The organism is Azoarcus sp. KH32C, assembly GCF_000349945.1.
Lineage (GTDB): Bacteria > Pseudomonadota > Gammaproteobacteria > Burkholderiales > Rhodocyclaceae > Aromatoleum.
The window spans coordinates 1111643-1136006 of the sequence record NC_020516.1 but is presented as its reverse complement, the minus strand read 5'-3'; the positions used below and the strand labels follow the sequence as shown (position 1 = coordinate 1136006).

Below are 24364 nucleotides of genomic sequence, written 5' to 3'. Positions count from 1 at the left end.
CTTACTCCTGGTTGGGGCGCGGCGATGACGGCGCCGCGACGGATATCTTTTCGACCTTCGGGTCCGACCAGCTCCCGGTGACCGCGTAGGTATAGGCAAAGAGCTTTTCGAGTGGATCGCTCAGGGCCTTCTGCGCGACGTAGGCCACCACGCCAGCGACCGGATTGATGAGGCCTGCGGCCGTGCCGATCGCGACCGACTCGGACAAGGTCGGCTGGACCGTCACGCGCAGGTCCTGCGTCTCGTCCTCGAGGTTGACCGACCCGCTCATCTTGATCCGCGCCGCGGGGCCCCGGATATTCAGCCCGTCGGTGCGCATCACGCCGCCCGTCGTCTTGATGCTACCGGAAATGCTGTCGAAGGCGAATCCTTCGCTGAACACGTCGCGGAAATCGAGCGTCAGGCGACGCGGCAGCGCCTGCAGACTCAGCACGCCGAGCAGGCGGCCGACGCCGGGTTCGAGCTTGCGGAACTGGCCGTCTTCGGCCTGGACCATCAGCGTGCCGTTCAGCGACTGGTAATGGATGCGCGTGGGCGCGCCGCGCCAGGCCATCCGGCCTGCGAGCACGGCCTTGCCGCCGCGCACGACCTCGCCGTACCCGAGCCGGCTGGCGAGCTGGCCGACGTTCCGGGTTTCAAGGCGGAAGTCGAGGTCGGTCTGCGGGCGCGTGCCCGGCCGCCATTGTCCAGACCCTGCGAGCCGTCCGTCCGGATTGGAAACGGCGACCGAGTCGAGGTGCCACATGCCGCCACGGTTGCGTGCCTGCAGTTCGAGCCTGCCAAATTCGACGCCGCGCACGGCGAACTGTTCGACCACCACGTCGAGCGCGGGCAAGCGCTGCGGCTCCTCGCCTGCGTCGTCATGCTCGCCATCACCGCCTGTTTCGGGCTCGCTCTTGTCGCCCCCCAACGCGAGCCGCTTGAGCCGGGCGCGCAGGGTGCCATCTCCGCTATCGCGCCAGTCGAACTCGCCCTCGGCCTCATGGCTCGCTACACGCCCCTTCCAGCCGCCGGCGTCGGCCCGCGCGTTCAAGCGCACGGCCGAAAGCGAATGGCCCAGCGCGGTCACGCGGCGCGCATCGAGGTCAACAGCGGCAACGCTGAGCGGCATCTTGCCGCCATGGGCGCCGGCACCGCCTCCGCCCGGATCGAGGGCCTTGCGCCAAGCGTCGACGTCGAGATCATCAGTCTTCACGGCGAGGACCAGCCCACGGTCGGACTCCGGCGCAGCCGTGCGAATACCAAGTCCGGCGCGGGCGATCTCCCAGTTGTCTCCGCTCCGCCGCCGTTCGAAGCGCAGCTCGGCGCGGCCGTCCAGATTCACGCGTACCGACTCCCGCTGGCCGCCGGCGGGGAAATCGAGCGCGACGTTGACCGGCCACGCGGCGGCAGCGCTCTTGTTCAACGGCTCAGGCAGACTCGAGGTGACGCCGGAGAGATCGGACTGGACGGCGACGTGGCTGCCCTGCGCCCGCACGTCCACCTGTGCCTGCCACTGGGCAGTGCCGGACACGTGCTCCAGCACGGGCCAGTCATGGGCTTCCCGCACCGCCTGCAGCCTGGCACCGCCCGCGGCAACGAAACTCACGCCACCGTCCTTGCCCGTGGCGGCCGACAGGCGCACCGGTTCGCCGTACAGCCGTGCGCGCGCCTCGGGAATCGACAGATCCTTTTCGGTGAACTTCACCGTGCCGACCGCATCCGCAAAGGGCGGCAGACCATTCACAACCCACAGCCGGTTGGCCGTGAAACGATATTCGCCACGGACCGTCGTGGAATCGATGTTGCGTAGCGGCATCACGAGCTTGAGATCCAAGGCGCCGAAGCCTTCCGCTCGCATCCCGTCGGTGAAGCCGTCGATATGCCGCGACACCGGACTCTCGGACACGAAGCGCAGGAACTCCGCGGTCGGCCCACTCGCGCGGCCGCGGATCGTCATGATTTCACCGTGGCGCGCGTCGAGGTCCGGCACGTCGGCGACGACACCGGCCAGCGCGGCGCCGAAGATCTGCGCGCGCTCGGCCGTGATGCGCATGCCCGGCCCTTCGAAACGCACCTCGCCGTCGATCCCGGTGATCGACGGCCAGCCTTCCGCATAATCGAGCCGCGCCCCGGACACACGCGTCGTCACCAGAAACTGCCCCGACTTGCCGTCCCGATATGGAAAATCTGCGAGCTTGCCCTTGAGTCGCAGACGCGCATCCGGCACCCGGCCGCCAACGATGCCGTGGCGCAGCCAGTTGCGCGTCTCATCGTTGACGACGCGCGGCAGATATCGCCACACAGCCTGCGTGTCGGCGCGCGTGAGCCGCGCCGACAGATCGATTTCGCCGGGACCTTCGGCGGCGGGCCAGTAATGGCCGGACGCCGAGCCCGCGGCATCCGGGTTTTCGAAGTTCAGGCTGTCGATCCCGATCTGCAGACGCTCGCCCGGGCGTGACCAACCGCCGTCGGCGCGCAGCATCGAGAACCCGAGATGCGGCTCGGGGAACACCGCCGGAAGTTCCAGCGTGGCGCGGTTACCGACGAGACGGAAGCGCCCCGCCCGTTCGTCGCCGTCGACTTCGCCCGACATGCCGGACATCCCGGGGACGATACCCTGGGGCTCGAGTCCGAGGTCGAAGAAGCGCGCATGCAGCTTCCAGGCCTGCAACTGATCCGCCGGACCGCGCCACGCAACGCGCACGTCTTCAACGCGGCCGCGCGGCGCGAAGGCCGCCAGCTGCTTATGCACCGTCGGATCGACCGGCAGATGTCCCGCCAGACGCGCAAGCGCAGCGAAGTCGAGCCGATTCGACGTGAAGGTGCCTTCCTTCGTCGCGTCGCGCCAGGTCAGGCCGAGGTCGGTCGGTTCGACGCGCACGCCGTCCCCGGTCACGAGCTGCAGCCCGGCCAGCGACAGATCGAATCCCGACGACGTCCGGCGCCCGGAGAAGCGTCCGCGCACGCTCTGGAGCTCGAGTTCCGGCAAGCCTTCGCCCAGGGTCGTACGGACGTCGTCGAGCGCGAGGTTGAGGGCCAGCGAGTCGATCGTACCGCGTCCCATGCCGATCCACGCCCGGACGCCGCCGCGGCCGGTGACCGGCACCGGATAATCGACCCAGGTTCGCCAGCCGCCGAGATCCGCCTCATCGACGGCCACGAAGACCTGGCCGGACCAGGAAGCGACTTCGCGCGGCGTCGACGAGGACAGATCGCCCCGCAGATCGACCATTTCCGCCAACTCGGCCGGCGCGCGCGCACGCAGTCCGAAGCGGTAGTGCCCGCCCGAGCGCCGCATCCGGAAATCGAGCTCGTCGAGATGCAGATCAGGCGCGCCGCGCATCGCGTCCGACCAGTCCAGGCTCGCGTTGCGGATGACGATCTCGTGCTGCGCGAAGAGCCAGTCGCTGAAAGCCGAGTCGGAACCGTCGCGGTCCACATGGGTACCCGCGACGTAGAGTTCACCGTCCGCCTCTCGGCGCAGGGAAAGCTGGGGGCCCCTAAATTCCAGGCGATGGAAATAGGGCTCGCCACGCAGGATCGACGACCAGCCGACCGTCGCATCGACTGCCTCCAGGCGCAAGGCCTGGCGTCCCTCGCGGTCGAGCAGACGAACGCCCGACAGATGCAGACGCGGCCGCAATCCGCTGAGATCCGCCGACAGCGCCTCGATCGCCACCGGCAGCCCGACCGCATCGCTGATTGCCGCGCCGATCTGCTGCCGGAACTCACCGACGTGCGGCACGATGACTTCACGTACAAGCAGGAAGGAGGCGCCGCACACGAACCACACGATCGTCACCGCGACCATGACCTTGCGCAACCACCGCCCTCGAAGGAAGGTCGGCGACCTGCGGGTCATATCGGCGGAGGAGGGATCGGGAGAAGTCATAGTGAATGAGAGCTCGCCGCGGCACGGCGGGACCGGGAGCGGCGGGCTCCGATACAATCGGGATTTGCGCCCACGTGCTCCGCCCGGCCGATCCGGCGGCGGAAGGGGCGCATTCTACCAATGATCGGGAACCCGACTCTCATGTCCGTTGCCCCAAAATCCCCCTCTGAAGCACTTTCTTACGCAACGCCCCTGTCGCGCTTTCTTCAGCGCATGCTGGACAGCCGTCCGTGGCTCGCGGCCCGCCTCGAACAATCGCTCCCGCACGCCCTCGATGCCGATGCCATGCAGGCGTTCATGCGCGAATCGGGACTCGACGAAACGCGCCTTCGCGCAACACTGCGCAAGCTGCGGGCATGGGTCGTCAGCCACATCCTCGTGCGCGACCTCAACGGCATGGCCGACCTCGCCGAAGTCACCGAAACGATGACGCTGCTGGCCGAGGTCACGGTCCAGGCCGCCCACGATGTGCTGCGCGAAGGCCTCGTGCAGCGCTACGGCGCGCCCTTGTCGACCACCGGCTGGAAGCAGGAACTGCTCGTCATCGGCATGGGCAAGCTCGGCGGGCGCGAGCTCAACGTCTCCTCTGACATCGACCTGATCTTCGTCTATCCCGAAGACGGCGACACCGGCGGGGCGAAAGTCATCAGCAATTTCGAGTTCTTCGAACGGCTCGGCAAACAGCTCATCCAGGCGCTCGCAGAAGTCACCGAGCACGGCCAGGTCTTCCGCGTCGACATGCGCCTGCGGCCGAACGGCGACTCCGGGCCGCTGGTCGCCTCCTTCGACATGCTGGAGAACTATTTCATCACCCAGGGCCGGGAATGGGAGCGCTACGCGTGGATCAAGGCGCGCGTGCTCGCCGGCGAACGCTTCGAGGAACTCGAAAAGATCGCCCGCCCCTTCGTCTTCCGCAAATACCTCGACTTCGGTGCGATCAACGCGATGCGCGACCTGCACGCGCAGATCCGCCGCGAAGTGGCACGCCGCGACCGCGCCAACAACATCAAGCTCGGCCCGGGGGGCATCCGCGAGATCGAGTTCATCGCCCAGGTCTTCCAGCTGATCCGCGGGGGGCGCGACCTCCACCTGCAGCAGCGCCCTACCCTCAAGGTGCTCGCCCTGCTCTCCGAACGCGGGATTCTCACCCCCGAGGCGGTCGCCGAACTGGGCGGCGCCTACGACTTCCTGCGCCGCCTCGAGCATCGCCTGCAGTACCTCGACGACGCGCAGACGCACGACCTGCCGCAAAACGACGAGGACCGCGCGCGCATCGCCTGCGCGATGAATTTCCCCGACTACGCCGCCCTGCTTGAAACCCTCGACCGCCATCGTGCGAACGTCAGCCGCCACTTCGAGCACGTATTCGGCGCCCCGCAGGAAGAAGGCCACCGTCTCGACGGCATGTGGGCGGCCGCCGAGAACGAACGCCAGGCAGAACCGATCCTCGCCGAACTCGGATATCGGGAGCCCGCTGTCGCGGCGAACCGCCTGGCTGCGATCCGCACCGGCAATCGCTACCAGCAGCTCCCCAACCACATCCGCGGCCGCCTCGATGCGCTGATCCCGCGCGTCGTCGAAGCCGCGGCGGCCACATCGGGGCCAGACGAAACTCTCGCCCGCTTCCTAGACTTCATCGAAGCGATCAGCCGCCGCGGCGCCTACCTCGCGCTGCTGCAGCAATATCCGCAGGCGCTGCGCCGGGTCGCGGACCTGATGAACGCCTCGCGCTGGGCCGCCCAGTTCCTGACCCGCCACCCGATCCTGCTCGACGAGTTGCTCGACATGCGCACGCTGCAGGCGGCGCCCGACTGGCCCGCGGTGCGCGCCCAGATCGCCGCCGCGCTCGATGCCGCCGAGCCGGACATGGAGCGGCAGATGGACCTCATCCGCGAGCATCACCACGCCCAGGTCTTCCGCCTGCTCACGCAGGACATCGCCGGCATGCTGACCGTCGAGACGCTCGCCGATCACCTGTCGGCGCTGGCCGACCTCATCCTCGACCTGAGCATCCCCGCCGTCTGGCGCAAGATCAAGATCCGCCACCGCAAGGAACCCGAATTCGCCGTAATTGCCTACGGCAAGCTCGGCGGCAAGGAGCTTGGCTACGCCTCCGACCTCGATCTCGTGTTCCTGCACGGCAACGACGACGCCCCGGAAGCGAGCGACGTCTACGCCCGCCTCGCCCAGCGCCTCAACTCCTGGCTCTCCAGCCAGACCGCCGCCGGCATCCTCTTCGAGACCGACCTGCGCCTTCGCCCCAACGGCGAGTCCGGCATGATCGTCTGCTCGCTCGACGCCTTCCGCAAATACCAGCTCGAATCCGCCTGGGTGTGGGAGCACCAGGCGCTTACGCGCGCCCGCTTCGCCGCGGGCGATCCGGCCCTCGGTGCGGCCTTCGAACGCATCCGCTGCGAAGTCCTGCGCCAGGAACGGGATCTCGACACCCTGCGCGCCGAAGTCCTGTCGATGCGCCAGAAGATGCGCGAGGCCCATTCCGCCAAGAGCGAACGTTTCGATCTCAAGCACGACGGCGGCGGCCTCATCGACGTCGAGTTCCTCGTCCAATACCTCGTGCTCGGCCACGCCCACCATCACCCTGAACTCACCGGCAACCTCGGCAACATCGCGCTGCTGCGCATCGCCGGCGAACTCGGCCTGATCCCGGCGGGGCTCGCCGCGCGTTGCGGCGACAGCTACCGCATGCTGCGCCACCTGCAACACCGCCAGCGCCTCAACGGCCTGCCCTCGCGCGTCGATCCGGGCGAAGTCACGCTGGCTCGCGAACCGGTGCGCATCCTGTGGCAGCAGGTCTTCGGCGAACCCTGACGCGGGGCGCCCCGGAATGCCGGCTGCAAGCATGACGGGCGCAAGACAAGGGATTACAATCCCCGAGTTGCGCAGCCCCAGGTCCGCGATGAGCCAGGAAATCGAACTCAAACTCAGCCTGCCTCGGCGGGCCCTCCCCGCCCTGCGCCGCCATCCGCTGTTCGTCGCGGCCGAAAAGCAGGGCAACGCCGTCACCCTCGACAACACCTACTTCGACACGCCCGATCTCGCGTTGAAGAAGCGCAAGATTGCCGTTCGCACCCGCCGCCAGGGCCGCGTGCAGTTGCAGACGATCAAGTGCGAGACGAGCTCCGCGGGCGGGCTCACGCAACGCCCGGAGTGGGAACAGCCCTACGGCGACAGCTTCGATTTCTCGGCGGTCGACGTCCCGAAGGTGCGAAAAGTCCTTCAGCGCCATGCCGCCGCCCTCGCCCCCGTATTCTCCACGCGCTTTCGGCGCGAGACACGGCTGCATGCGCCGGCCGATGGCGTCCGCATCCTGATGATGCTCGACACCGGCGACATCATCGCCGGCGAGCGCAGTGAAGCGCTGTGCGAACTCGAATTGGAACTCGTCGAAGGCCGGCCGCAGGACCTGCTCGTCCTCGCCCGCCAGCTCGCCGCCGGGCTGCCGCTCCTGCCCGACGACTCAAGCAAGGCCGCACGCGGCTTCCGCCTGCATCTGGATCAACCCGTGCGGCCGCAACGCGCCGAAGCCTCCGGCATCTCATCGGACCAGGATCCGGTCGAAGCCTTCCGCACCCTCGCCTTCGCCTGCCTGCGGCACTGGCAGGGCAACGTCGCGGGCGCGGCGGCCGGCACGGATCCCGAATACACCCACCAGTTGCGTGTTGCGCTACGCCGGCTGCGCTCGCTGATCCGGCTCTTCACGCCGGCCCTGCCGCCCACCTTCGTCGAAGACTGGAGCGCACGTCTCGCCGACAATGCCGCAGCCTTCGGCGCCGCGCGCGACCTCGACGTACTGTGTGACGAACTGCTGCTGCCGATTCTCGACGCCGGCAGCCGGTACACGCCCGTCGAAGCCGTCGCCATCGCCGAATTGGCGGAGCGTGCCCACGCCGCGCGCAAGGCGGCCTACGACGCGACGCGCGTGAATATCGACCGCGCGGCCCAGGGACGCCAACTCCTCGACCTGACCGCAGCCCTGCTCGACCTGCCGCGCAATCCCCTGATCGACGCCGCCGACCTCGGCACCTTCGCCCGCATCCAGCTCGACGCTCTGCGAAAGAAGGCGCGTCGCCGCCATGCCGCGATCGCCGAGGGCGTTCCGCAAACCCTGCACGCGCTGCGCATCGCCGCCAAGCGTCTGCGCTACGCGATCGAATTCTTCTCCCCGCTGCTGCCCGCCAAGCAGACAGAGAGCTTCCTCCGGAGTCTGCTGCACGCCCAGGCCGATCTCGGCTTCGTGAACGACGTCGACATCGCCCGCGCGCGGCTCGCGGCCTGGGCCGCCGAGTCCGCCGAGCTGCGTGCGGCCGCCGCCTACGTCTGCGGCTGGCATGGGCCGCGATACCTCAGGTGGAGTCGGCGCGCCGTCCGGGCACTCGATCGCCTGCTCGACGGTCGACCGCCATGGGCGGATTGAAAACGGTCACGCCTCGACTGTAATAGTGGCGCAACGCGCGCCGCCTAGCCTTCCGGGCTTTCGTCCAGAGGAGGATGCGATGGATCTGCTGCTATGGCGCCACGCCGAAGCGATCGACGGCACGCCCGACCATACCCGAGAGCTGACCGAGCGCGGCCAGCGACAGGCCCGCAACGTCGCGGCATGGCTCAACGAGCGTCGCCCCAAGCGGCTGCGCGTGCTCGTGAGCCCAACCACGCGGACACGCCAGACGGCGTCTGCCTTCACGGACGACTTCGAGGTCGTGCCCTCGCTGGGACCCGAAGGCGGCGTCGCCGACCTCCTGGCCGCGACCGGGTGGCCGGATTCCGACCGGACCTGCCTCGTCGTCGGGCATCAACCCGCGCTGGGCCGCCTGGCCGCACTGCTGCTTGCCGGCGAGGAAGCCGACTGGACGATCAAGAAGGGCGCGTTGTGGTGGTTCACGACGCGCACCCGCAACGGCGAAACACAGCATGTGCTGCGGGCCGTCGTACCGCCCGACTTGGTCTGATCGGCGCCGCCGTTCGCCCCCGGGGCTCCGCCGCCAGTCGCCCGGCTGCAAATTTTTTCAACGTGCGCGGGCCATAGCCGGACGCTTGCCGTAAGATTAGCCTGTACTCAAAAGTCAGGATGAAATCGCAGGCGCCCAGGCTGCCGCCCTTTCCGACACCCTCGCTGCGCGCCGCGCTTCCTGAGCAGACGGCGGCGCTTTCGGGCTCCCGCGCCGCTTCCTACCAATTGCCTCGGAATGATCCGTGCAATGAACGCTACCGTCCCCGCCAATGGCACCACGCGCGTCATCGAAGGCGTCGAGCGAATCTTCTACGACGGGTACTGGATCAAGGCCTACCCGCCCCCCGAGGACTCGCTGCGTGCCAAGCGCCTATTGATCGAAGGGCTCACGCGGCGCCTGTTCAACCACGTCGAGCACGGCATCAACATTCCCGGCCGGCGGCTCAAGGAAGCGCGCCAAACCTATGAAAGCGAGCCCGACCCCGAGCGCAAGCGCGTCAAAGGCGCGATGCTCGCCGGCGCGCTGTTCAACCGCGCGACCGACATCTTCACCAAACTGATGGAACTGCAGGAAGTTGGGATCGAGATCGAGTCCGACAACGCGCTGATGCGCGAATGCGGCTTCTGTCTGCAGGAAGCCCTGACGCTGGGCAAGCTCGTGCGCCACCGCAGCGGCGAAGAAGGCATCGACGAACTGTGGGGCGAACCCTTCCGCGCCTTCTCGATCCCCGTCGAAGCGTTCTACGAGAGCCGCTACATCAAGATCTCGCAGACCCTGCGCGATATCGACCGCCTCGCAGGCGTGATGATCGAAACCTTTGGCGGCACGTATTTCTTCGAAGGCATCGAGGATCCGACGCTGCGCTTCACCGAGGCGGCCAAGGTCAAATGCGAAACCCTGCGCACCGACCCGGCGATCTTCGATGTGTGGGCCACCTTCGCCGTCGCCGCCGAGCGCCTGGGCGCGTTCTCGCCACGCCTGGTCTCCGCGACAAGCGCCGAAGACCTGCAACTTGCCGCCGACGGCATGAACCTCATCATCCAGGGGCGCGACCTCGTCAGTTACATCACCCGCGCACGCGTCCCGATGCCGAAGAGCACGCGCGAATATATGGACCGCTGTGAGCGCTATCGCAATACACTGCGCCTGCGCTCCCAACCGTCGCCTCTCGTATCACCGACCCGTTGAAGGAAATCCGCCCCTCGCCTGGGCGCTGCGACACACGATGAAAAAGACCGACCTCGAAAAACTCAACGGCCTCAAGATCCGCAGCCGCATGAAGAACGCCGATACGCCCGCGCGCTTCGGCCGCGATGCGAACGCGAGCGGCGGCGCCGCGAAGCTCAACCCCCTGATGGCCAAGCTGCTCGGCAAGCGCAGCGAGGACACCGGCAACGACGGCAGCGTCTGACGGCCGCCGCACGCGAGGCAAAGCCGCGCCGGCAGGCGCGGCAATCAGCTTAGACGATCACCCCGCCGCCCAGGCATACCTTCGACTCATACACCACCACGCTCTGCCCCGGCGTCAGCGCCCATTGCGGCTGCGCGAAGGCGATCTCGGCGCGTCCGTCGGCCAGCGCGTCGATCTCGCAGGGCATGTCGGGCGTCCGGTAACGCGGCTTCGCCGTATACACCCAGTGCGTATGCGGATCGCGCCCCGCGATCCAGTTGAGGTCGGCCGCCGTCAGGCGGCTCCGGAGCAGCGCCGGGTGGTCGTGCCCCTGCACTACGTGCAGCACGTTCGCCTTCACGTCCTTGCCGGCGACGTACCACGCATCATGCTCGCCGGCCTCGTCCTGGTTGCCCTTGATGCCGCCGATATGCAGCCCCTTCCGCTGGCCGATCGTGTGGTACATCAGGCCCTGGTGCTCGCCGAGCACGCGGCCGTCGTCGAGGCAGCGGATCTCGCCCGGCTTCGTCGGCAGGTAGCGCATCAGGAACTCGCGGAACGGACGCTCGCCGATGAAGCAGATGCCGGTCGAATCCTTCTTCGCGGCGACATGCAGGCCGGCGTCGGCGGCGATCTTGCGCACCTCGCGCTTGTAAAGCCCCCCCAGCGGGAACAGCGTCTTCGCGAGCTGAGCCTGCGTCAGGCGATAGAGGAAATAGCTCTGGTCCTTGGTGCCATCCTCGGCCTTGAGCAACTGGTACTCGGTGCGCCCGTCGTTCACCCACTCGCGCACGCCCGCATAGTGCCCGGTCGCGATCTTGTCGGCGCCGAGCTGCATCGCGTGATCGAGGAAGCAGCGGAATTTGATCTCGGAATTGCACAGGATGTCAGGGTTCGGCGTGCGGCCGGCCTCGTACTCGCGCAGGAAGTCGGCGAACACGCGATCCTTGTACTCGGCGGAGAAGTTCACGACCTCGAGGTCGATCCCGATCACGTCGCACACCGATGCGACGTCTACGAGATCCTGGCGCGTCGAGCAGTACTCGTCGTCGTCATCGTCCTCCCAGTTCTTCATGAACAGACCCGTCACCTGGTAGCCCTGGCGCTTAAGCAACAGCGCCGTCACCGACGAGTCGACGCCGCCGGACATGCCGACGACCACCTTCATTCCGTTGGGATCGGTATTACTGGACATTCGGTCCTTCTCCACTCAGCCATTGATCCAGCGGCAGCACCACCGCAGGATCGCCATGATCCACGAACCAGCTGTCGACCGCAAAGCGCGCCCCCGGGTGCCCGGTCGGGCGCACCTCCACAACCGGCGCCGGCACGACGATGTCCGCGAGTACCTCGGTGCAATCACACATCACGAGCATGGGCGCGACATAATCGGGCACCACCGTCGGCGCGTCCGGCAACGCCACGGGGGTGGGCGCCTCCAACTCCTCGATCACCGCCGAAAAGTGCTGGAAGATCGCGAAGTGGCGCCGTGCCGGCTCCAGCAGGCGATGAAAGCGCAGCCAGCCGCGCTCGACCATCAGCCCGAGGAAGCGCGTCGTGTTGGTCGAGTGGTCGATGCAATCCATCCGCCCCTCGACGCCATCGTCGAGGAAGTTACCCGCACGGTCGGCGGCGATCGGTGTCTGCTCGCCGGCAAGCCCATACAGCCTGCCGATCGCGCCGGCGATCATTGCACGCTCGGACGCCGCGTCGTTGGCCGACGCAAGCAGCGCCTGCACCGCATGCAGCCGATCTTCCGCAAGACTCACCGGCCACGACTTCGCGCAACCGTAGTTGAAGCACACTTCGAGCTCCGCCGCCGCATGCGCCGAGAGCGCCCACCCAAAGGCACATACGGCGAGGCCGGCGCGCAGGCCCCTCATTCCGCTCAGACCGGATGATGGCGGATCAGCTCGAGCCCATAGCGCCGCCCGGCGATCCAGTCCTCGACCACTTGCAGCACCAAGGGGCTACGATGCCGCTCGCGACAGGCCCGCAATTCCTCCGGCGTGAGCCAGACAGCGCGCACGATGCCATCGTCGAGTGTCCGTCCGGGCTGCTCGTCGCCGACCGCGCCGCCGAATGCGAAGCGCAGATAGGTCAGCTTGCTGCCGGGCACCGTCCACTGGTAGATCCCGACGAGGTATTCCGGCACGAAGCCGTGCGCCGTCTCCTCCAGCGTCTCGCGGACCGCCGCATCGACGAGCGACTCGCCGAACTCGACGTGGCCCGCGGGCTGATTGAAACGCAGCCCGTCGGCAGTATGTTCCTCGACCATCAGAAAGCGCCCATCGCGCTCCACGACCGACGCCACGGTCACATTGGGTTTCCAGCTTCTTTCCATGCTCGCCCGTCTGCGCAAAAAACGCGACATTTTAGCGTGCCCGACGGCATTTCCGCCCGACATGGCGTGGCAGTCTCCCGCAGCACACCGACCACTCCCACTCCAGGCCGCCGCAAACCCCACGGCTTGCGCTAGAATTATGAGTTCTTCCGGCCCCTGCGGCCCCGAATTCCTCTAATCGCTGGAGAACCCCAATATGTCCATGGCTGACCGCGACGGTTTCATCTGGCAGGACGGCAAGCTCGTGCCTTGGCGCGAAGCCACGACCCACGTCCTGACCCACTCCCTGCACTACGGCCTGGCCGTATTCGAGGGCGTGCGCGCGTACAAGACGGCCAAGGGCACCGCGATCTTCCGCCTCGCGGAGCACACGCAGCGCCTGCTGAACTCCGCCAAGATCTACATGATGAACATTCCTTACTCCAAGGAAGATCTCATGGAAGCGCAGAAGGAAGTCGTGCGCGCGAACAAGCTCGAGTCCTGCTACCTGCGCCCGCTCGCCTTCTACGGCTCCGAAAAAATGGGCATCTCGACGCGAGGCTCGACCGTGCATGTCGCGATCGCCGCCTGGCCGTGGGGCGCCTACCTCGGCGAGGAAGGCCTTGAGAAGGGCATCCGCGTGAAGACCTCTTCCTTCGCCCGCCACCACGTCAATGCCACGATGCCGCGCGCGAAGGTCGCGAGCACCTACGCCAACTCGATCCTCGCGAACCTCGAAGCGACGCAGGACGGCTACGATGAAGCGCTGCTTCTCGACACCCAGGGCTTCGTCGCGGAAGGCGCCGGCGAGAACCTCTTCGTCATCAAGGACGGCAAGATCTACGAACCCGAGATCGCCTCGGCGCTGACCGGCATCACCCGTGACTCGGTGATCACCATCGCGCGCGAATTCGGCCTCGAAGTGCAGTCGAAGCGCCTCACCCGCGACGATATCTATATCGCCGACGAAGCCTTCTTCACCGGCACCGCCGCCGAAGTCACCCCGATCCGCGAACTCGACAACCGCGCCATCGGCGCCGGCAAGCGCGGCCCGATCACGCAGAAGATCCAGGCCCGCTTCTTCGACGTCGTCAATGGCCGGGCGCCCGAATACGAGCACTGGCTCGCTTACGTCTAAGGAACCCGCTGCCATGACTGAAAACCAGGACAAATCGCAACCGATCGCCGTCACCGCCCACGACCTGCCGCTGTACTGCCCGCAGCCCGATGCCCCGCTGTGGGCACGTCATCCGCGCGTGTTCCTCGACGTGCTGGCCGAAGGCGAGGCCGTCTGCCCGTACTGCAGCGCGAAGTATGTGTTCACCGGCGAACGCCCGAAGGGCCATCACTAAGCCGGTAACAGCAAGGGCAACATGATCCATGGGGGCGGCAACGCCCCCATGCCTTTTTCACTGCAGGAAACCGGGATCGACCTTTCGCCGTGAGCAAACCGATCTTCACTTCCGCCGCCGAGGCCGAGTCGGCCTTCTACGATGCCCTCGGCCGCGCCGATCTTGATGCCATGATGGCCGTCTGGTCCGAGGACGACGAGGTGGTCTGCGTGCATCCCGATGCCCCGCGGCTGACCGGCCTCGCCGCCGTGCGCGAATCCTGGCGGCAGATCTTCGCCAGCGGCACGCGCTTGCAGGTGCACACCTCCCACTGCATCGTGTGCGCCAACATGCTGCTGACCGTCCATAACGTCATCGAACACGTCGCGGTGAAGGACAACGACCAACTCCATCCGCCGATGGTGGCGACCAACGTTTACGCACGCGGCGCCTCCGGGTGGAAGATGGTCATGCATCAGGCATCGCCGACGCCGGACGTGCAGCACACCGCGAGTGGCGACGCGCCGCGGGTCGTGCATTGACGGAGCCTTCGCCGCGCGAAGTGTCCGGATGCAACAGCGTGCGCCCGGCGCCCACGCATCTGCGATAATCCCGCGGTTTCACGAACTCGCGCGACGCCGCGCCTTTCACTCGAAATACCTGGATAGCCCATGACTTCGACGCCCTACGCCACCCCCGCACCGGAAATCTTCAAGGCATACGACATCCGCGGGATCGTCGACAAGACCCTGACGCCCGACGCCGTCCGCGCGATCGGCCACGCGCTCGGCTCCGAAGCTGTCGCACGCGGCCAGCGCGCGATCACGGTGGGCCGCGACGGCCGCCTGTCCGGCCCGGAACTCGCCGGCGCGCTTGCCGACGGCATCCGTGCCGCCGGCGTCGATGTCGTCGATATCGGCTGCGTACCGACCCCGCTGACCTATTTCGCCGCTTATGAAACCGGCACCGACTCCTGCGTCAGCGTCACCGGTAGCCACAACCCGCCCGACTACAATGGCCTCAAGATGGTGCTGGGCGGCCAGACCCTGTATGGACCGATGATCCAGGATCTGCGCCGCCGCATCGTCGAGAACGATCTCGCGCACGGCGCGGGCGAACTGCGCCACGCGAGCGTCGAGCAGGCCTACATCGAGCGCATCACCTCCGACGTCAAGCTCGCGCGCCCGATGAAGATCGTCGTCGACTGCGGCAACGGCGTGGCCGGCGCGATCGCCCCGGACCTCTTCCGCCGCCTCGGCTGCGAGCTCGTCGAACTCTTCTGCGACGTCGACGGCACCTTCCCGAACCATCACCCCGATCCGTCGAAGCCCGAGAACCTGCAGGACGTGATCCGCGCGCTGCGCGAGACCGATGCCGAACTGGGCCTCGCCTTCGACGGCGATGGCGACCGCCTGGGCGTCGTCACCAAGGACGGCGAGATCATCTATCCCGACCGCCAACTGATGCTCTTCGCGGCCGACGTGCTGTCGCGCGTGCCGGGCGGCGAGATCATCTACGACGTCAAATGCACCCGCAACCTTTCGGGCTGGATCCGCCAGCACGGCGGCAAGCCGACGATGTGGAACACCGGGCACGCGCTCGTGAAAGCCAAGCTCAAGGAAACCGGCGCCCCGCTCGCCGGCGAGATGAGCGGCCACGTGTTCTTCAAGGAACGCTGGTACGGCTTCGACGACGGTCTCTACGCCGGCGCGCGCCTGCTGGAGATCCTGTCGCGGCACGCCGACCCGAGCGCCGTGCTGAAGGCGCTGCCGGACGCCGTCAGCACGCCCGAACTGAATCTCAAGATGGCCGAAGGCGAGCCCTTCGAACTGGTGCGCCGCCTGAGGGAATCGGCAAAATTCGACGGCGCGACCGAAGTCATCACGCTCGACGGCGTGCGCGTCGAATACGCCGACGGTTTCGGCCTGGCACGCCCCTCAAACACCACGCCGGTGGTCGTTCTGCGCTTCGAAGCCGACACTGCCGAGGCCATCGCCCGCATCCAGGCCGACTTCCGGCGCGCGATCGAAGGCGTCTGGCCGGGCGTCAAACTGCCGTTCTGATCGTCCGCCGCGCCGCGTGGCGGGGCCCGCAGACGGGCTCCGTCAGGCGGCGTGGGTTGCCGGATCCGGCGCGAGCAGCGCGCCGGCATCCTTTGCGCTGAGCGGCCGCGAGAAGTAATAGCCCTGCATGATGTCGCAGTCCATGCCGACCAGGGCTTCCATCTGCGCCTGCTCCTCGACGCCTTCCGCGACGACCTCGAGCCCGAGGCCGTGCGCCAGGCCGATCGTCATCCGCACGACGTGCGCGCCGCGCTGCTCGAGGACGGTGTCGATCATCGACTTGTCGAGCTTCAGGCAGTCGACAGGCAGGTTCTGCAGATAGGTCAGCGAACTGTAGCCGGTGCCGAAATCGTCGATCGCGATCTTCACGCCCAGGGCACGCAGACGCTCCAGTGCTCCACTCCCATCTGACAGATTGTCGATCACCATCGATTCGGTAATCTCCAGCGTCAGCGCCTTCGGCTCCACGTCCGAGCTGCGCAGGACTTCGTCGACGGTGCCGACGAAATCCGACAGCAGGAGCTGCCGCGCCGAAACGTTCACGCTCATCCGCAGACCCGCTCGCCCCTTCCGTTGCCAGGCCAGCAATTGCGCACACGCGGTTTCGAGGATCCAGCGACCGACTTCGACGATCTGGCCGCTGCGCTCGAGCAGCGGCACGAACTCCGCCGGCGACACGAAGCCGAGTTCGGCGTGCTGCCATCGGAGCAGCGCCTCGAAGGAGATGACCTGGCGCGTGCGCAGATCGAGCTTGGGCTGATAGGCGAGCGAAAACTGCTGCTCGCGTACCGCGTTGCGCAGTTCGCGGACAAGCAGGTTCTGGCGGGCCGCCTTGAGCCGCATCTCGTCGCTGAACATCCGGTACTCGCCGGCACCGCTGCTGCGCGCATGCCGCAGCGCGTGCTCGCAGCACACCAACAGTTCTTCGGTGCCATCGGCGTCGTCCGGGAAGACGGCGAGCCCCGCGCTCAACGAGACCTCGGCGTGCTGATTGTCGAAGGCCAGCGGCTCGCGGAAGGCCTCCATGATGCGTTCGATGACGATGCCGACATCCTCGGGCTTTTCCAGATCCTCGAACATCAGCATGAAATCGTCGCCGCCGACACGCGCGAGCGCCCGGTGCTCCATCGCCTCGCGCACCGTGACCTCGTCGTTGACCCGCAGCGTATCGCGCAGCCGCGCGGCAACCGCCGCCAGCAACGCGTCTCCGGCCTGGTGGCCGAGTGTGCTGTTGATCACGCTGAAGTTGTCGATGTCGAGAAACATCAACCCGACCTTGCTGCCGTAGCGGCGTGCGCGGCCTACCGCCTGTTCGAGGCGCTGCCCGAACAGGCGGCGATTCGGCAGCATCGTCAGGGCGTCGTAGAGCGCCAAGCGAACCAGCTCGGCGTGATGGCGACGCTGGTCGCGCACGGCCCGCCAGAAGATCAGCATCAGCACCGCCAGCAAGGCCACGCGCGCCAGGATTGCGCGGTTGCGCTCGTCGCGGATCGGTTCGGCCAACTGGTCGAGCTGCTCCGGCGCCAGGTAATGATAGATTCGCATCACGCCATCGGCGCGGAGGCTGACCTCGGACGACGCCCAGCGGCCTGGCAGGTTGTCGCGCGCGCTCGCCAGCCCATGTGCGAACAAGGGATTACGGCGATCGTAGATCTCGATGCCGTAGCCTTCGTGGGACAGCGCGAAGTTCGACGCTTCCTCGGGCATCACCCAGCCGGCACGCTCGGCCGCCTTGCGATCTGCCTCCGTGACGATGAGGTGGGGCACGCCGACCAGCACCGCTTCGAGCACGTTGATCCGCAACACCGCCGAGATGAGCCCCTTCAGGCGGCCGTCGCTCTGTCCATAGACCGGAACCGAATAGAGCAGGCCCTGGGTGTTACGGGCGTCGCCGCCGGCCACCGACTCGTATTGCGTGTTGTCGCAGGTGCGCAGCGTCGGCGACAGGACGGCCGGGATGCCGTCGATGTTGTTCTCGAACACCCAGCGCGGGTACCGCTGGCGAAACCACTCAATCTGCTTGAGGTAGTACTCGTACTCAGCCTCTTCGTATTCCTCAGGGGTGTCCTCGCTCGCCGCGTGACCATTGCTTCCGAGCGGATCGCTCTTCTTGATCCCGCTGTCGAACATCAGGAAAGGCACTTCGCCGTCTTCCGGACGGAAGCCGTCGAGCACGTAGTAGATCTCCGACACCTGGATGTTGCGCGAGAGATTGACGTAGATCTGCCGCACCGTCTCGTAGGTATCGACCGAGATCCGCCCTTCCTTCAGCACGTGCTCCTGCTGGCCGCGCCGGTTGCGGCCCGGCACCGAGCGGATCGCCGGGATCAGTGAAATCGTGCGTACGTGCTGGTAAATGGCGCGGAAGATATCGTCGAAATCCTCGCGCTTGCGTTCGAGCAGCCGCCCCTGATATTCGCGGATCAGGTTCTCCTCGCGGTCGGCATACTCCAGCACCAGCTGGCGTACGTTGAAGAGCCAGAAGCCGGCAATGACGGCCACCATGGCCCAGACGAGGTAGGAATGCGCGATGCGGTCGAAGGAGCCCGACCACCAGTCCTGCAGCGATGTGCGCCGTTTGGGCATCAGTAACTTCGTAACGATGTATTTCCGGATTAACGATTATCCGCGGCACCAGTGACGCCAAACAATGACGAGGATCAGACAAACCCAACTCGTCGGCCCGAAAAAGAAAAAAGCCGCCCGCAGGCGGCTTTTCGTCCGGGTCTCGCCGACTCAGCGTCGCTGCTCGACCCAGGCCGGAACAGCGGCCAGCGCCTGGGCCAGGTTCTCCGGCTGCGTGCCGCCGGCCTGCGCCATGTCGGGACGACCGCCGCCCTTGCCGCCGACCTGCTGGGCGACCATGTTGACGAGCTCGCCCGCCTTGAGCTGCGCGGTGAGATCCGGCGTCACGCCGGCCACCAGGCTCACGCGTCCGTCGGCGACCGTGGCGAGGACGATCGCAGCGGACTTGAGCTTGTCCTTGAGCTTGTCCAGCGTCTCGCGCAGTGTCGCGGCATCGGCCCCCTCCAGCGTCGCCGCCAGCACCTTGCAGCCCTTGATGTCGACGGCCTGCGCGACGAGATCATCACCCTGGCTCGCGGCAAGCTTCGACTTCATGCGCGCAACTTCCTTCTCCAGCGCACGCACGTTGTCGAGGATGCCCGCAACACGCTCGGCGACGTCTTCCGGCTGCACCTTCAGCAGCGCGGAGATGCCCTGCACGCGCCGCTCCTGTTCCTGCGCGTAGCGCAGCGCGGCCTCGCCCGTCACCGCCTCGACGCGGCGCACACCGGCCGCAACACCGCCTTCCGAGACGATCTTGAACAGACCGATGTCGCCGGTGCGCGCAACGTGGGTGCCGCCGCACAGTTCCGTGGTCGAACCGATCGTCATCACGCGCACCTCGTCGCCGTATTTCTCGCCGAAGAGCATCATCGCGCCGGTTTTCTGCGCATCCTCCAGCGCCATGATGCGGGCGTCGGTGGCGGCATTCGCGAGGACCTCGGCGTTCACCAGCTCCTCGACCTCGTGGATTTCCTCGGCCGTCAGCGGCGCGGTGTGCGAGAAGTCGAAGCGCGTCTTGTCGGGATCGACCTGCGAGCCCTTCTGCTGCACGTGCGCGCCGAGCACTTCGCGCAGCGCCTTGTGCATCAGGTGGGTCACGGAGTGGTTGCGGGCGGTGCGCGCACGGGCGACGGCATCGACGCGCGCGACGACGGGCTGCCCGACCGCCAGCTTACCGGTCTTGACGACGCCGTGGTGACCGAACACCGTCGCCTGGATCTTCAGCGTGTCCTCGACCGCGAAGAGGCCCGCGCCGCGGAGCTCCCCGCGGTCGCCGACCTGGCCGCCGGACTCGGCGTAGAACGGCGTATTGTCGAGCACGACCACGCCCATCTCGCCTTCGAGCAGTTCGTTGACCGCGACACCATCGCGGTACAGCGCGAGCACGTTGGCACGCTCCTCGAGCTTCTCGTAGCCGTGAAAGGTCGTCGCCGGGCCTTCGTATTCGAGGTTCGCCGCCATCTTGAACTTGCCGGCCGCGCGCGCCTGCTCCTTCTGGCGCGCCATCGCGGCGTCGAAGGCGACGGCATCGACCGTGACTTCGCGCTCGCGGCAGACGTCGGCCGTCAGGTCGAGCGGGAAGCCGTAAGTGTCGTGCAGCTTGAACGCGGTCTCGCCGTTGAAGACAGCGTCGCCCGATGCGCTCATCGCCTGCAGCTCGGCTTCGAGGATCGCCATGCCGTTTTCGATCGTCGCGAAGAAACGCTCCTCTTCCTGGCGCAGGATATCCACGATGCGGGACTGGCCGGCGCGAAGCTCGGGATACGCGTCGCCCATCTCGGCAACCAGGTCCGCCACCAGGCGATGGAAGAACGCGGCGCGGGCACCGAGCTTGTAACCATGGCGGATCGCGCGGCGGATGATCCGGCGCAGCACGTAGCCGCGACCTTCGTTGCCCGGGATCACGCCGTCTGCGATCAGGAAGGAGCAGGCGCGGATGTGGTCCGCCAAGACCTTCAGGCTCGGGCTGTCGAGATCGGCGCACTTGGTTTCGCGCGCCGCCGCGCGGATCAGGTTCTGGAAGAGATCGATCTCGTAGTTGCTATGCACGTGCTGCAGCACCGCTGAGACACGCTCGAGGCCCATGCCGGTGTCGACGCTCGGCTTCGGCAGCGGATGCATCACGCCGTTCTCGTCGCGGTTGAACTGCATGAACACGTTGTTCCAGATCTCGATGTAGCGGTCGCCGTCTTCCTCCGGCGATCCCGGGGGGCCGCCCCAGATCTCGGGACCGTGGTCGAAGAAGATCTCGGTACAGGGGCCGCAGGGGCCCGTGTCGCCCATCATCCAGAAGTTATCCGACAGGTAGCGCGCGCCCTTGTTGTCGCCGATGCGGATCACACGCTCGGCCGGCACGCCCACTTCCTTCGTCCAGATGTCGTAGGCCTCGTCGTCTTCGGCATAGACGGTCACCCACAGCTTGTCCTTGGGCAGCTTGAAGACGTCGGTCAGCAGCTCCCACGCGTAGCTGATCGCGTCGCGCTTGAAATAGTCGCCGAAGCTGAAGTTGCCCAGCATCTCGAAGAAAGTGTGGTGGCGCGCCGTGTAGCCGACGTTCTCGAGGTCGTTGTGCTTGCCGCCCGCGCGCACGCACTTCTGCGAGGTCGTCGCACGCGTGTAGGGACGCTTGTCGAAGCCGAGGAAGACGTCCTTGAACTGGTTCATCCCTGCGTTCGTGAACAGCAGCGTCGGATCCTCGTGCGGCACCAGCGAGCTGGAGGAGACGATCTGGTGACCCTTCGATTCGAAGAACTTCAGGAACTTTTCGCGAATTTCAGCGCTTTTCATGGGCAGTTTGATCGGGCTAGATGGCATGGAACCCGGCGTTCGGGCGAATGCGGCAGTTTACCATGCCGGCCGGCGGCGCTTTGCGCCGCGGGATGCAGCCGCACGCGCCCTCCCCCTATAATGGGGTCCCAACATGGAGACGCTTGATACATGGGACATCGACTCTCGAAGATCTATACCCGCACGGGTGACGCCGGCACGACCGGCCTCGGCGACGGCAAGCGCGTATCGAAGAACAGCCTGCGCATCCACTCGCTCGGCGAAGTCGACGAACTGAACGCCATCGTCGGCCTACTGCTGTGCGAAGAGCTGCCGGAAGACGTCCGCGCGCTGCTCACGGACGTGCAGCATGACCTGTTCGACCTCGGCGGCGAAGTGTGCATTCCAGGCATGAGCATGATCAGTAGCAAGCAGGTCGAAAAGCTCGAAACCGAGCTCGACCGGCTCAATGATCCGCTGGAACCGCTGAAGGACTTCATCCTGCCCGGCGGCACCCGTCCGGCCGCGCTCGCGCATCACGCCCGTACCGTCTGCCGACGCGCGGAGCGCTCGCTGGTGGCATTGGCGCTCGAAGAGGCGGTCAACGATGGCCCTCGCCAGTACCTGAACCGTCTGTCGGACCTGCTCTTCGTGCTCGGCCGCGTCCTCAATCGTGCCGGCGGTCGCGGCGACGTGCTGTGGCAGAAGGGCAAGAACGCCTGACGGCCGCATGTCCGAGCCGAGCCCCCCGACGATGCGGCAGCGTAGTACCCATTACCAGCGGGCACTGCTGCTGCCGCTGACGATTGCGATCGCCATCCTGATGACGACGGTCGTGATCGCCGAATACTTCCGCGAGAACCAGGCGCTCGAGACCGAGCGCGAGCGCAACGTCGCTGCGGTGCGCGACGCCTTCGGCCTGGCGATCAGCCGGGATTCGGACAAGCTCGGAGCGACGCTCAAGCCCATCATCCGGAACGCCTATCTGCGCAACTTCTTCCTGAACGGCGAACGGGAAGGACTGCGCAACGCCACCGGCGAACTCTTCGAAGTCTTGCGCCGAGATCACGGTATCACGCATTTCTATTTCATCGACAAGAACCGGAAGATGTTCCTGCGGGTGCAGCGCCCGGAAAGCTTCGGCGACCAGATCGACCGGACCACGCTGCTGCAGGCCGAGCAAAGCGGAAAGGTGGCGGCCGGGCTCGAACTCGGACAAAAAGGCGTCTTCACGCTACGCGTCGTGGAACCTTGGCTCGATCAGGTCGGCAACCGGATCGGCTACATCGAGCTCGGTATGGAGATCGATCGCACGCTCGCGCAACTGCATGAGCTCACGGGCGTCGATCTGTTCCTGCTCGTCGACAAGCGTTTCCTCAACCGGGCCCAGTGGGAGGAAGGCATGGACATGATCGGGCACCTCAAGGACTGGGACCTGATCCCCGACAAGGTCGTCGCCGGTCGCACGCGCAATGCGAACGACGTGCTACTCGCCGCCCACCCCGGGTTCCAGAGCGGAGGCGCAGCGCTGGAGGGTCGATATCGCGCGCGCAGCGCCGGGCGCTCAATCGAATTCAGCTCCCGCCCGCTGACCGACGCCTCCGGCCGCACACTCGGACTCGTGCTCATGGCACACGACCTGACGGCCATGGAAACCCGTCAGCAGCGCTTTCTCGCGATCATCATCGGAGCGGCACTGGTGTTCGGCACCGCAGTCCTGCTGATCACCAATCGTGCTCTCGCCCGCATCTGCGCCGAACAGAATGCCGTCGCCGAAACAGAGGAAGAGGCGCGTCAAGCCGGCACCTGACGCGCATTGCAGCCGCCGAGCCCTCAGGCGCCGCGGCTGCGTTTCAGCGGATCATTCGTAGCTCGTCGCCCTCGCAACGCGCCGCTGGCGCACCCCTTCGGCCAGCGTTTCGAGCACGCCCACGCTGTCTTCCCAGCCGATACAGGCGTCCGTGATGCTTTTGCCGTATTCGAGCTCGCGGCCCGGCACCAGGTCCTGGCGCCCTTCCTTGAGGTGCGACTCGACCATCACGCCGAAGATGCGGTCGTCGCCGCCGCCGACCTGCTGCCCGACGTCCCGCGCAACGTCGATCTGCAGGCGGTGCTGCTTGCGGCTGTTGGCGTGCGAGAAATCGATCATGACCTTGCCCGGCACGCCGGACGCCGCCAGTTCCTTGCACGCTGCGTCGACGCTCGCCGCATCGTAGTTCGGCACCTTGCCGCCGCGCAGGATCACGTGGCAATCCTCGTTGCCGCGCGTCGACACGATCGCCGAGTGCCCGGCCTTGGTCACCGACAGGAAATGGTGCGGCGACTGCGCCGCCTTGATGGCGTCGACCGCGATCCGCATGTTGCCATCCGTCCCGTTCTTGAAGCCCACCGGACAGGACAGTCCCGACGCGAGCTCGCGATGGACCTGGCTCTCGGTCGTCCGCGCCCCGATCGCGCCCCAGGAAATGAGGTCCGCGATGTACTGCGGCGTGATCATGTCGAGGAACTCGGTTGCCGCGGGCAGCCCCATCTCATTGATTTCCCACAGCAGCTTGCGCGCGAGGCGCACGCCTTCGTTGATGCGGAAGCTGTTGTCGAGGTAGGGGTCGTTGATGAGCCCTTTCCAGCCCACGGTCGTGCGCGGCTTCTCGAAATAGACCCGCATCACGACCAGCAGATCGTCACGGAAACGCTCGGCCTCGGCGGTCAGCTTGCGCGCATATTCGAGCGCCGCCTCGGGATCGTGGATCGAGCACGGCCCGATCACGACCAGCAGCCGGTCGTCGGCGCCGTACAAAATGCGATGGATTGCCTGCCGCGTCTCGAAAGCGACTTCCGCAGCACGGGCCGTAGCGGGGAATTCGCGCAGCACGTGCGCCGGCGGCACGAGTTCCTTGATTTCCTGGATGCGGACGTCGTCGATATGGATCTTCATTGAGGCAGACATGTCGGAAAACTCTGGTCGGGTACGTTGGCGGGTCTTCGATTCTAGCCGAAGTTCGGCCTCGGCCGCGGCCTTGACCACCGACGAATCCTTCCGGCGACGCTGACTCGGGAATAATCGGGATGTCCGCGCTGT

The 24364-nt window shown here is 66.6% G+C and carries 18 protein-coding genes; 11 read left to right on the top strand and 7 right to left on the bottom strand.

The genetic code is table 11. From position 1 onward, the window contains the following. Position 1: 1 nt before the first annotated feature. Entirely contained in the window at positions 2-3805 is a 3804-nt protein-coding gene (locus AZKH_RS05140; RefSeq protein WP_015434683.1) for a YhdP family protein, read from the bottom strand. Between the two features lie 210 nt (positions 3806-4015). Between AZKH_RS05140 and glnE the strand changes: the two genes are divergently transcribed. The 5 genes from glnE to AZKH_RS05115 all read left to right on the top strand — a co-directional run bounded on the left by glnE (position 4016) and on the right by AZKH_RS05115 (position 10255). Further along, on the top strand, positions 4016-6703 hold the full coding sequence (gene glnE, locus AZKH_RS05135; RefSeq protein WP_041656912.1) for a bifunctional [glutamate--ammonia ligase]-adenylyl-L-tyrosine phosphorylase/[glutamate--ammonia-ligase] adenylyltransferase: 2688 nt from the start codon (positions 4016-4018) through the stop codon (positions 6701-6703). An 88-nt stretch (positions 6704-6791) separates the two neighbouring features. Continuing rightward, positions 6792-8309 carry a CYTH and CHAD domain-containing protein gene (locus AZKH_RS05130; RefSeq protein WP_041655934.1) on the top strand — a complete coding sequence of 506 codons (1518 nt, stop codon included), beginning with the start codon at positions 6792-6794 and terminating at the stop codon, positions 8307-8309. 79 nt (positions 8310-8388) lie between these two features. Next, positions 8389-8841 (top strand): histidine phosphatase family protein, encoded by a 453-nt coding sequence (locus tag AZKH_RS05125; RefSeq protein ID WP_015434680.1) that lies wholly within the window; start codon positions 8389-8391, stop codon positions 8839-8841. A gap of 249 nt (positions 8842-9090) precedes the next feature. Next, positions 9091-10032 carry a hypothetical protein gene (locus tag AZKH_RS05120; protein ID WP_041655933.1) on the top strand — a complete coding sequence of 314 codons (942 nt, stop codon included), beginning with the start codon at positions 9091-9093 and terminating at the stop codon, positions 10030-10032. A 37-nt stretch (positions 10033-10069) separates the two neighbouring features. After that, positions 10070-10255: a hypothetical protein gene (locus tag AZKH_RS05115; protein ID WP_015434678.1), complete on the top strand. Its 186-nt coding sequence runs from the start codon at positions 10070-10072 to the stop codon at positions 10253-10255. Between the two features lie 49 nt (positions 10256-10304). Here the strand turns inward: AZKH_RS05115 and mnmA are convergent, their stop codons facing one another. Genes mnmA through AZKH_RS05100 form a run of 3 tightly spaced genes read right to left on the bottom strand, consistent with a single transcriptional unit; the run spans position 10305 to position 12578 of the window. Then, the gene (gene mnmA, locus AZKH_RS05110; protein ID WP_041655931.1) at positions 10305-11402 is read right to left on the bottom strand and encodes a tRNA 2-thiouridine(34) synthase MnmA; all 1098 of its coding nucleotides are present in this window, start codon (positions 11400-11402) and stop codon (positions 10305-10307) included. Positions 11403-11418: 16 nt separating this feature from the next. Beyond that, complete coding sequence (locus AZKH_RS05105) at positions 11419-12117, bottom strand: hypothetical protein (protein ID WP_015434676.1); 699 nt, start codon at positions 12115-12117, stop codon at positions 11419-11421. 5 nt (positions 12118-12122) lie between these two features. Continuing rightward, entirely contained in the window at positions 12123-12578 is a 456-nt protein-coding gene (locus AZKH_RS05100; protein WP_015434675.1) for an NUDIX hydrolase, read from the bottom strand. A 196-nt stretch (positions 12579-12774) separates the two neighbouring features. On the opposite strand from AZKH_RS05100, the gene AZKH_RS05095 reads away from it, so the two are divergent. The 4 genes from AZKH_RS05095 to AZKH_RS05080 all read left to right on the top strand — a co-directional run bounded on the left by AZKH_RS05095 (position 12775) and on the right by AZKH_RS05080 (position 15951). Next, entirely contained in the window at positions 12775-13695 is a 921-nt protein-coding gene (locus AZKH_RS05095) for a branched-chain amino acid transaminase (RefSeq protein WP_015434674.1), read from the top strand. 13 nt (positions 13696-13708) lie between these two features. Beyond that, a complete protein-coding gene (locus AZKH_RS05090) occupies positions 13709-13909 on the top strand; it encodes a zinc-finger domain-containing protein (RefSeq protein ID WP_015434673.1) in 201 nt (66 codons plus the stop codon). Positions 13910-13998: 89 nt separating this feature from the next. Beyond that, positions 13999-14430 (top strand): nuclear transport factor 2 family protein, encoded by a 432-nt coding sequence (locus AZKH_RS05085; protein ID WP_015434672.1) that lies wholly within the window; start codon positions 13999-14001, stop codon positions 14428-14430. Positions 14431-14559: 129 nt separating this feature from the next. Continuing rightward, complete coding sequence (locus tag AZKH_RS05080; protein ID WP_015434671.1) at positions 14560-15951, top strand: phosphomannomutase/phosphoglucomutase; 1392 nt, start codon at positions 14560-14562, stop codon at positions 15949-15951. Between the two features lie 42 nt (positions 15952-15993). Here AZKH_RS05080 and AZKH_RS26175 read toward each other — a convergent pair whose 3' ends face one another. After that, positions 15994-18537, bottom strand: a complete 2544-nt coding sequence (locus tag AZKH_RS26175; protein WP_015434670.1) for a bifunctional diguanylate cyclase/phosphodiesterase — start codon at positions 18535-18537, stop codon at positions 15994-15996. Between the two features lie 150 nt (positions 18538-18687). Further along, positions 18688-21306 (bottom strand): alanine--tRNA ligase, encoded by a 2619-nt coding sequence (alaS, locus tag AZKH_RS05070; protein WP_015434669.1) that lies wholly within the window; start codon positions 21304-21306, stop codon positions 18688-18690. A gap of 150 nt (positions 21307-21456) precedes the next feature. Here alaS and AZKH_RS05065 point away from each other — a divergent pair, with 150 nt between their 5' ends. Further along, on the top strand, positions 21457-22008 hold the full coding sequence (locus AZKH_RS05065) for a cob(I)yrinic acid a,c-diamide adenosyltransferase (RefSeq protein ID WP_015434668.1): 552 nt from the start codon (positions 21457-21459) through the stop codon (positions 22006-22008). A 7-nt stretch (positions 22009-22015) separates the two neighbouring features. After that, positions 22016-23095 (top strand): cache domain-containing protein, encoded by a 1080-nt coding sequence (locus tag AZKH_RS26170; RefSeq protein ID WP_083902994.1) that lies wholly within the window; start codon positions 22016-22018, stop codon positions 23093-23095. A 51-nt stretch (positions 23096-23146) separates the two neighbouring features. Here the strand turns inward: AZKH_RS26170 and aroG are convergent, their stop codons facing one another. Next, complete coding sequence (aroG, locus tag AZKH_RS05055) at positions 23147-24232, bottom strand: 3-deoxy-7-phosphoheptulonate synthase AroG (protein WP_041656905.1); 1086 nt, start codon at positions 24230-24232, stop codon at positions 23147-23149. Between the last annotated feature and the right edge of the window lie 132 nt (positions 24233-24364).

Excerpts from the sequence above, each read along its gene's own strand:
- AZKH_RS05095 (WP_015434674.1), top strand. The coding sequence starts at position 12,775 with ATGTCCATGGCTGACCGCGACGGTTTCATCTGGCAGGACGGCAAGCTC.
- AZKH_RS26170 (WP_083902994.1), top strand. The coding sequence starts at position 22,016 with ATGTCCGAGCCGAGCCCCCCGACGATGCGGCAGCGTAGTACCCATTAC.
- AZKH_RS05125 (WP_015434680.1), top strand. The coding sequence starts at position 8,389 with ATGGATCTGCTGCTATGGCGCCACGCCGAAGCGATCGACGGCACGCCC.
- AZKH_RS05065 (WP_015434668.1), top strand. The coding sequence starts at position 21,457 with ATGGGACATCGACTCTCGAAGATCTATACCCGCACGGGTGACGCCGGC.
- AZKH_RS05115 (WP_015434678.1), top strand. The coding sequence starts at position 10,070 with ATGAAAAAGACCGACCTCGAAAAACTCAACGGCCTCAAGATCCGCAGC.
- alaS (WP_015434669.1), bottom strand. The coding sequence starts at position 21,306 with ATGAAAAGCGCTGAAATTCGCGAAAAGTTCCTGAAGTTCTTCGAATCG.
- AZKH_RS05130 (WP_041655934.1), top strand. The coding sequence starts at position 6,792 with ATGAGCCAGGAAATCGAACTCAAACTCAGCCTGCCTCGGCGGGCCCTC.
- AZKH_RS05080 (WP_015434671.1), top strand. The coding sequence starts at position 14,560 with ATGACTTCGACGCCCTACGCCACCCCCGCACCGGAAATCTTCAAGGCA.
- AZKH_RS05090 (WP_015434673.1), top strand. The coding sequence starts at position 13,709 with ATGACTGAAAACCAGGACAAATCGCAACCGATCGCCGTCACCGCCCAC.
- AZKH_RS05100 (WP_015434675.1), bottom strand. The coding sequence starts at position 12,578 with ATGGAAAGAAGCTGGAAACCCAATGTGACCGTGGCGTCGGTCGTGGAG.
- AZKH_RS05105 (WP_015434676.1), bottom strand. The coding sequence starts at position 12,117 with ATGAGGGGCCTGCGCGCCGGCCTCGCCGTATGTGCCTTTGGGTGGGCG.
- AZKH_RS26175 (WP_015434670.1), bottom strand. The coding sequence starts at position 18,537 with ATGCCCAAACGGCGCACATCGCTGCAGGACTGGTGGTCGGGCTCCTTC.
- AZKH_RS05120 (WP_041655933.1), top strand. The coding sequence starts at position 9,091 with ATGAACGCTACCGTCCCCGCCAATGGCACCACGCGCGTCATCGAAGGC.
- glnE (WP_041656912.1), top strand. The coding sequence starts at position 4,016 with ATGTCCGTTGCCCCAAAATCCCCCTCTGAAGCACTTTCTTACGCAACG.
- mnmA (WP_041655931.1), bottom strand. The coding sequence starts at position 11,402 with ATGAAGGTGGTCGTCGGCATGTCCGGCGGCGTCGACTCGTCGGTGACG.
- aroG (WP_041656905.1), bottom strand. The coding sequence starts at position 24,232 with ATGTCTGCCTCAATGAAGATCCATATCGACGACGTCCGCATCCAGGAA.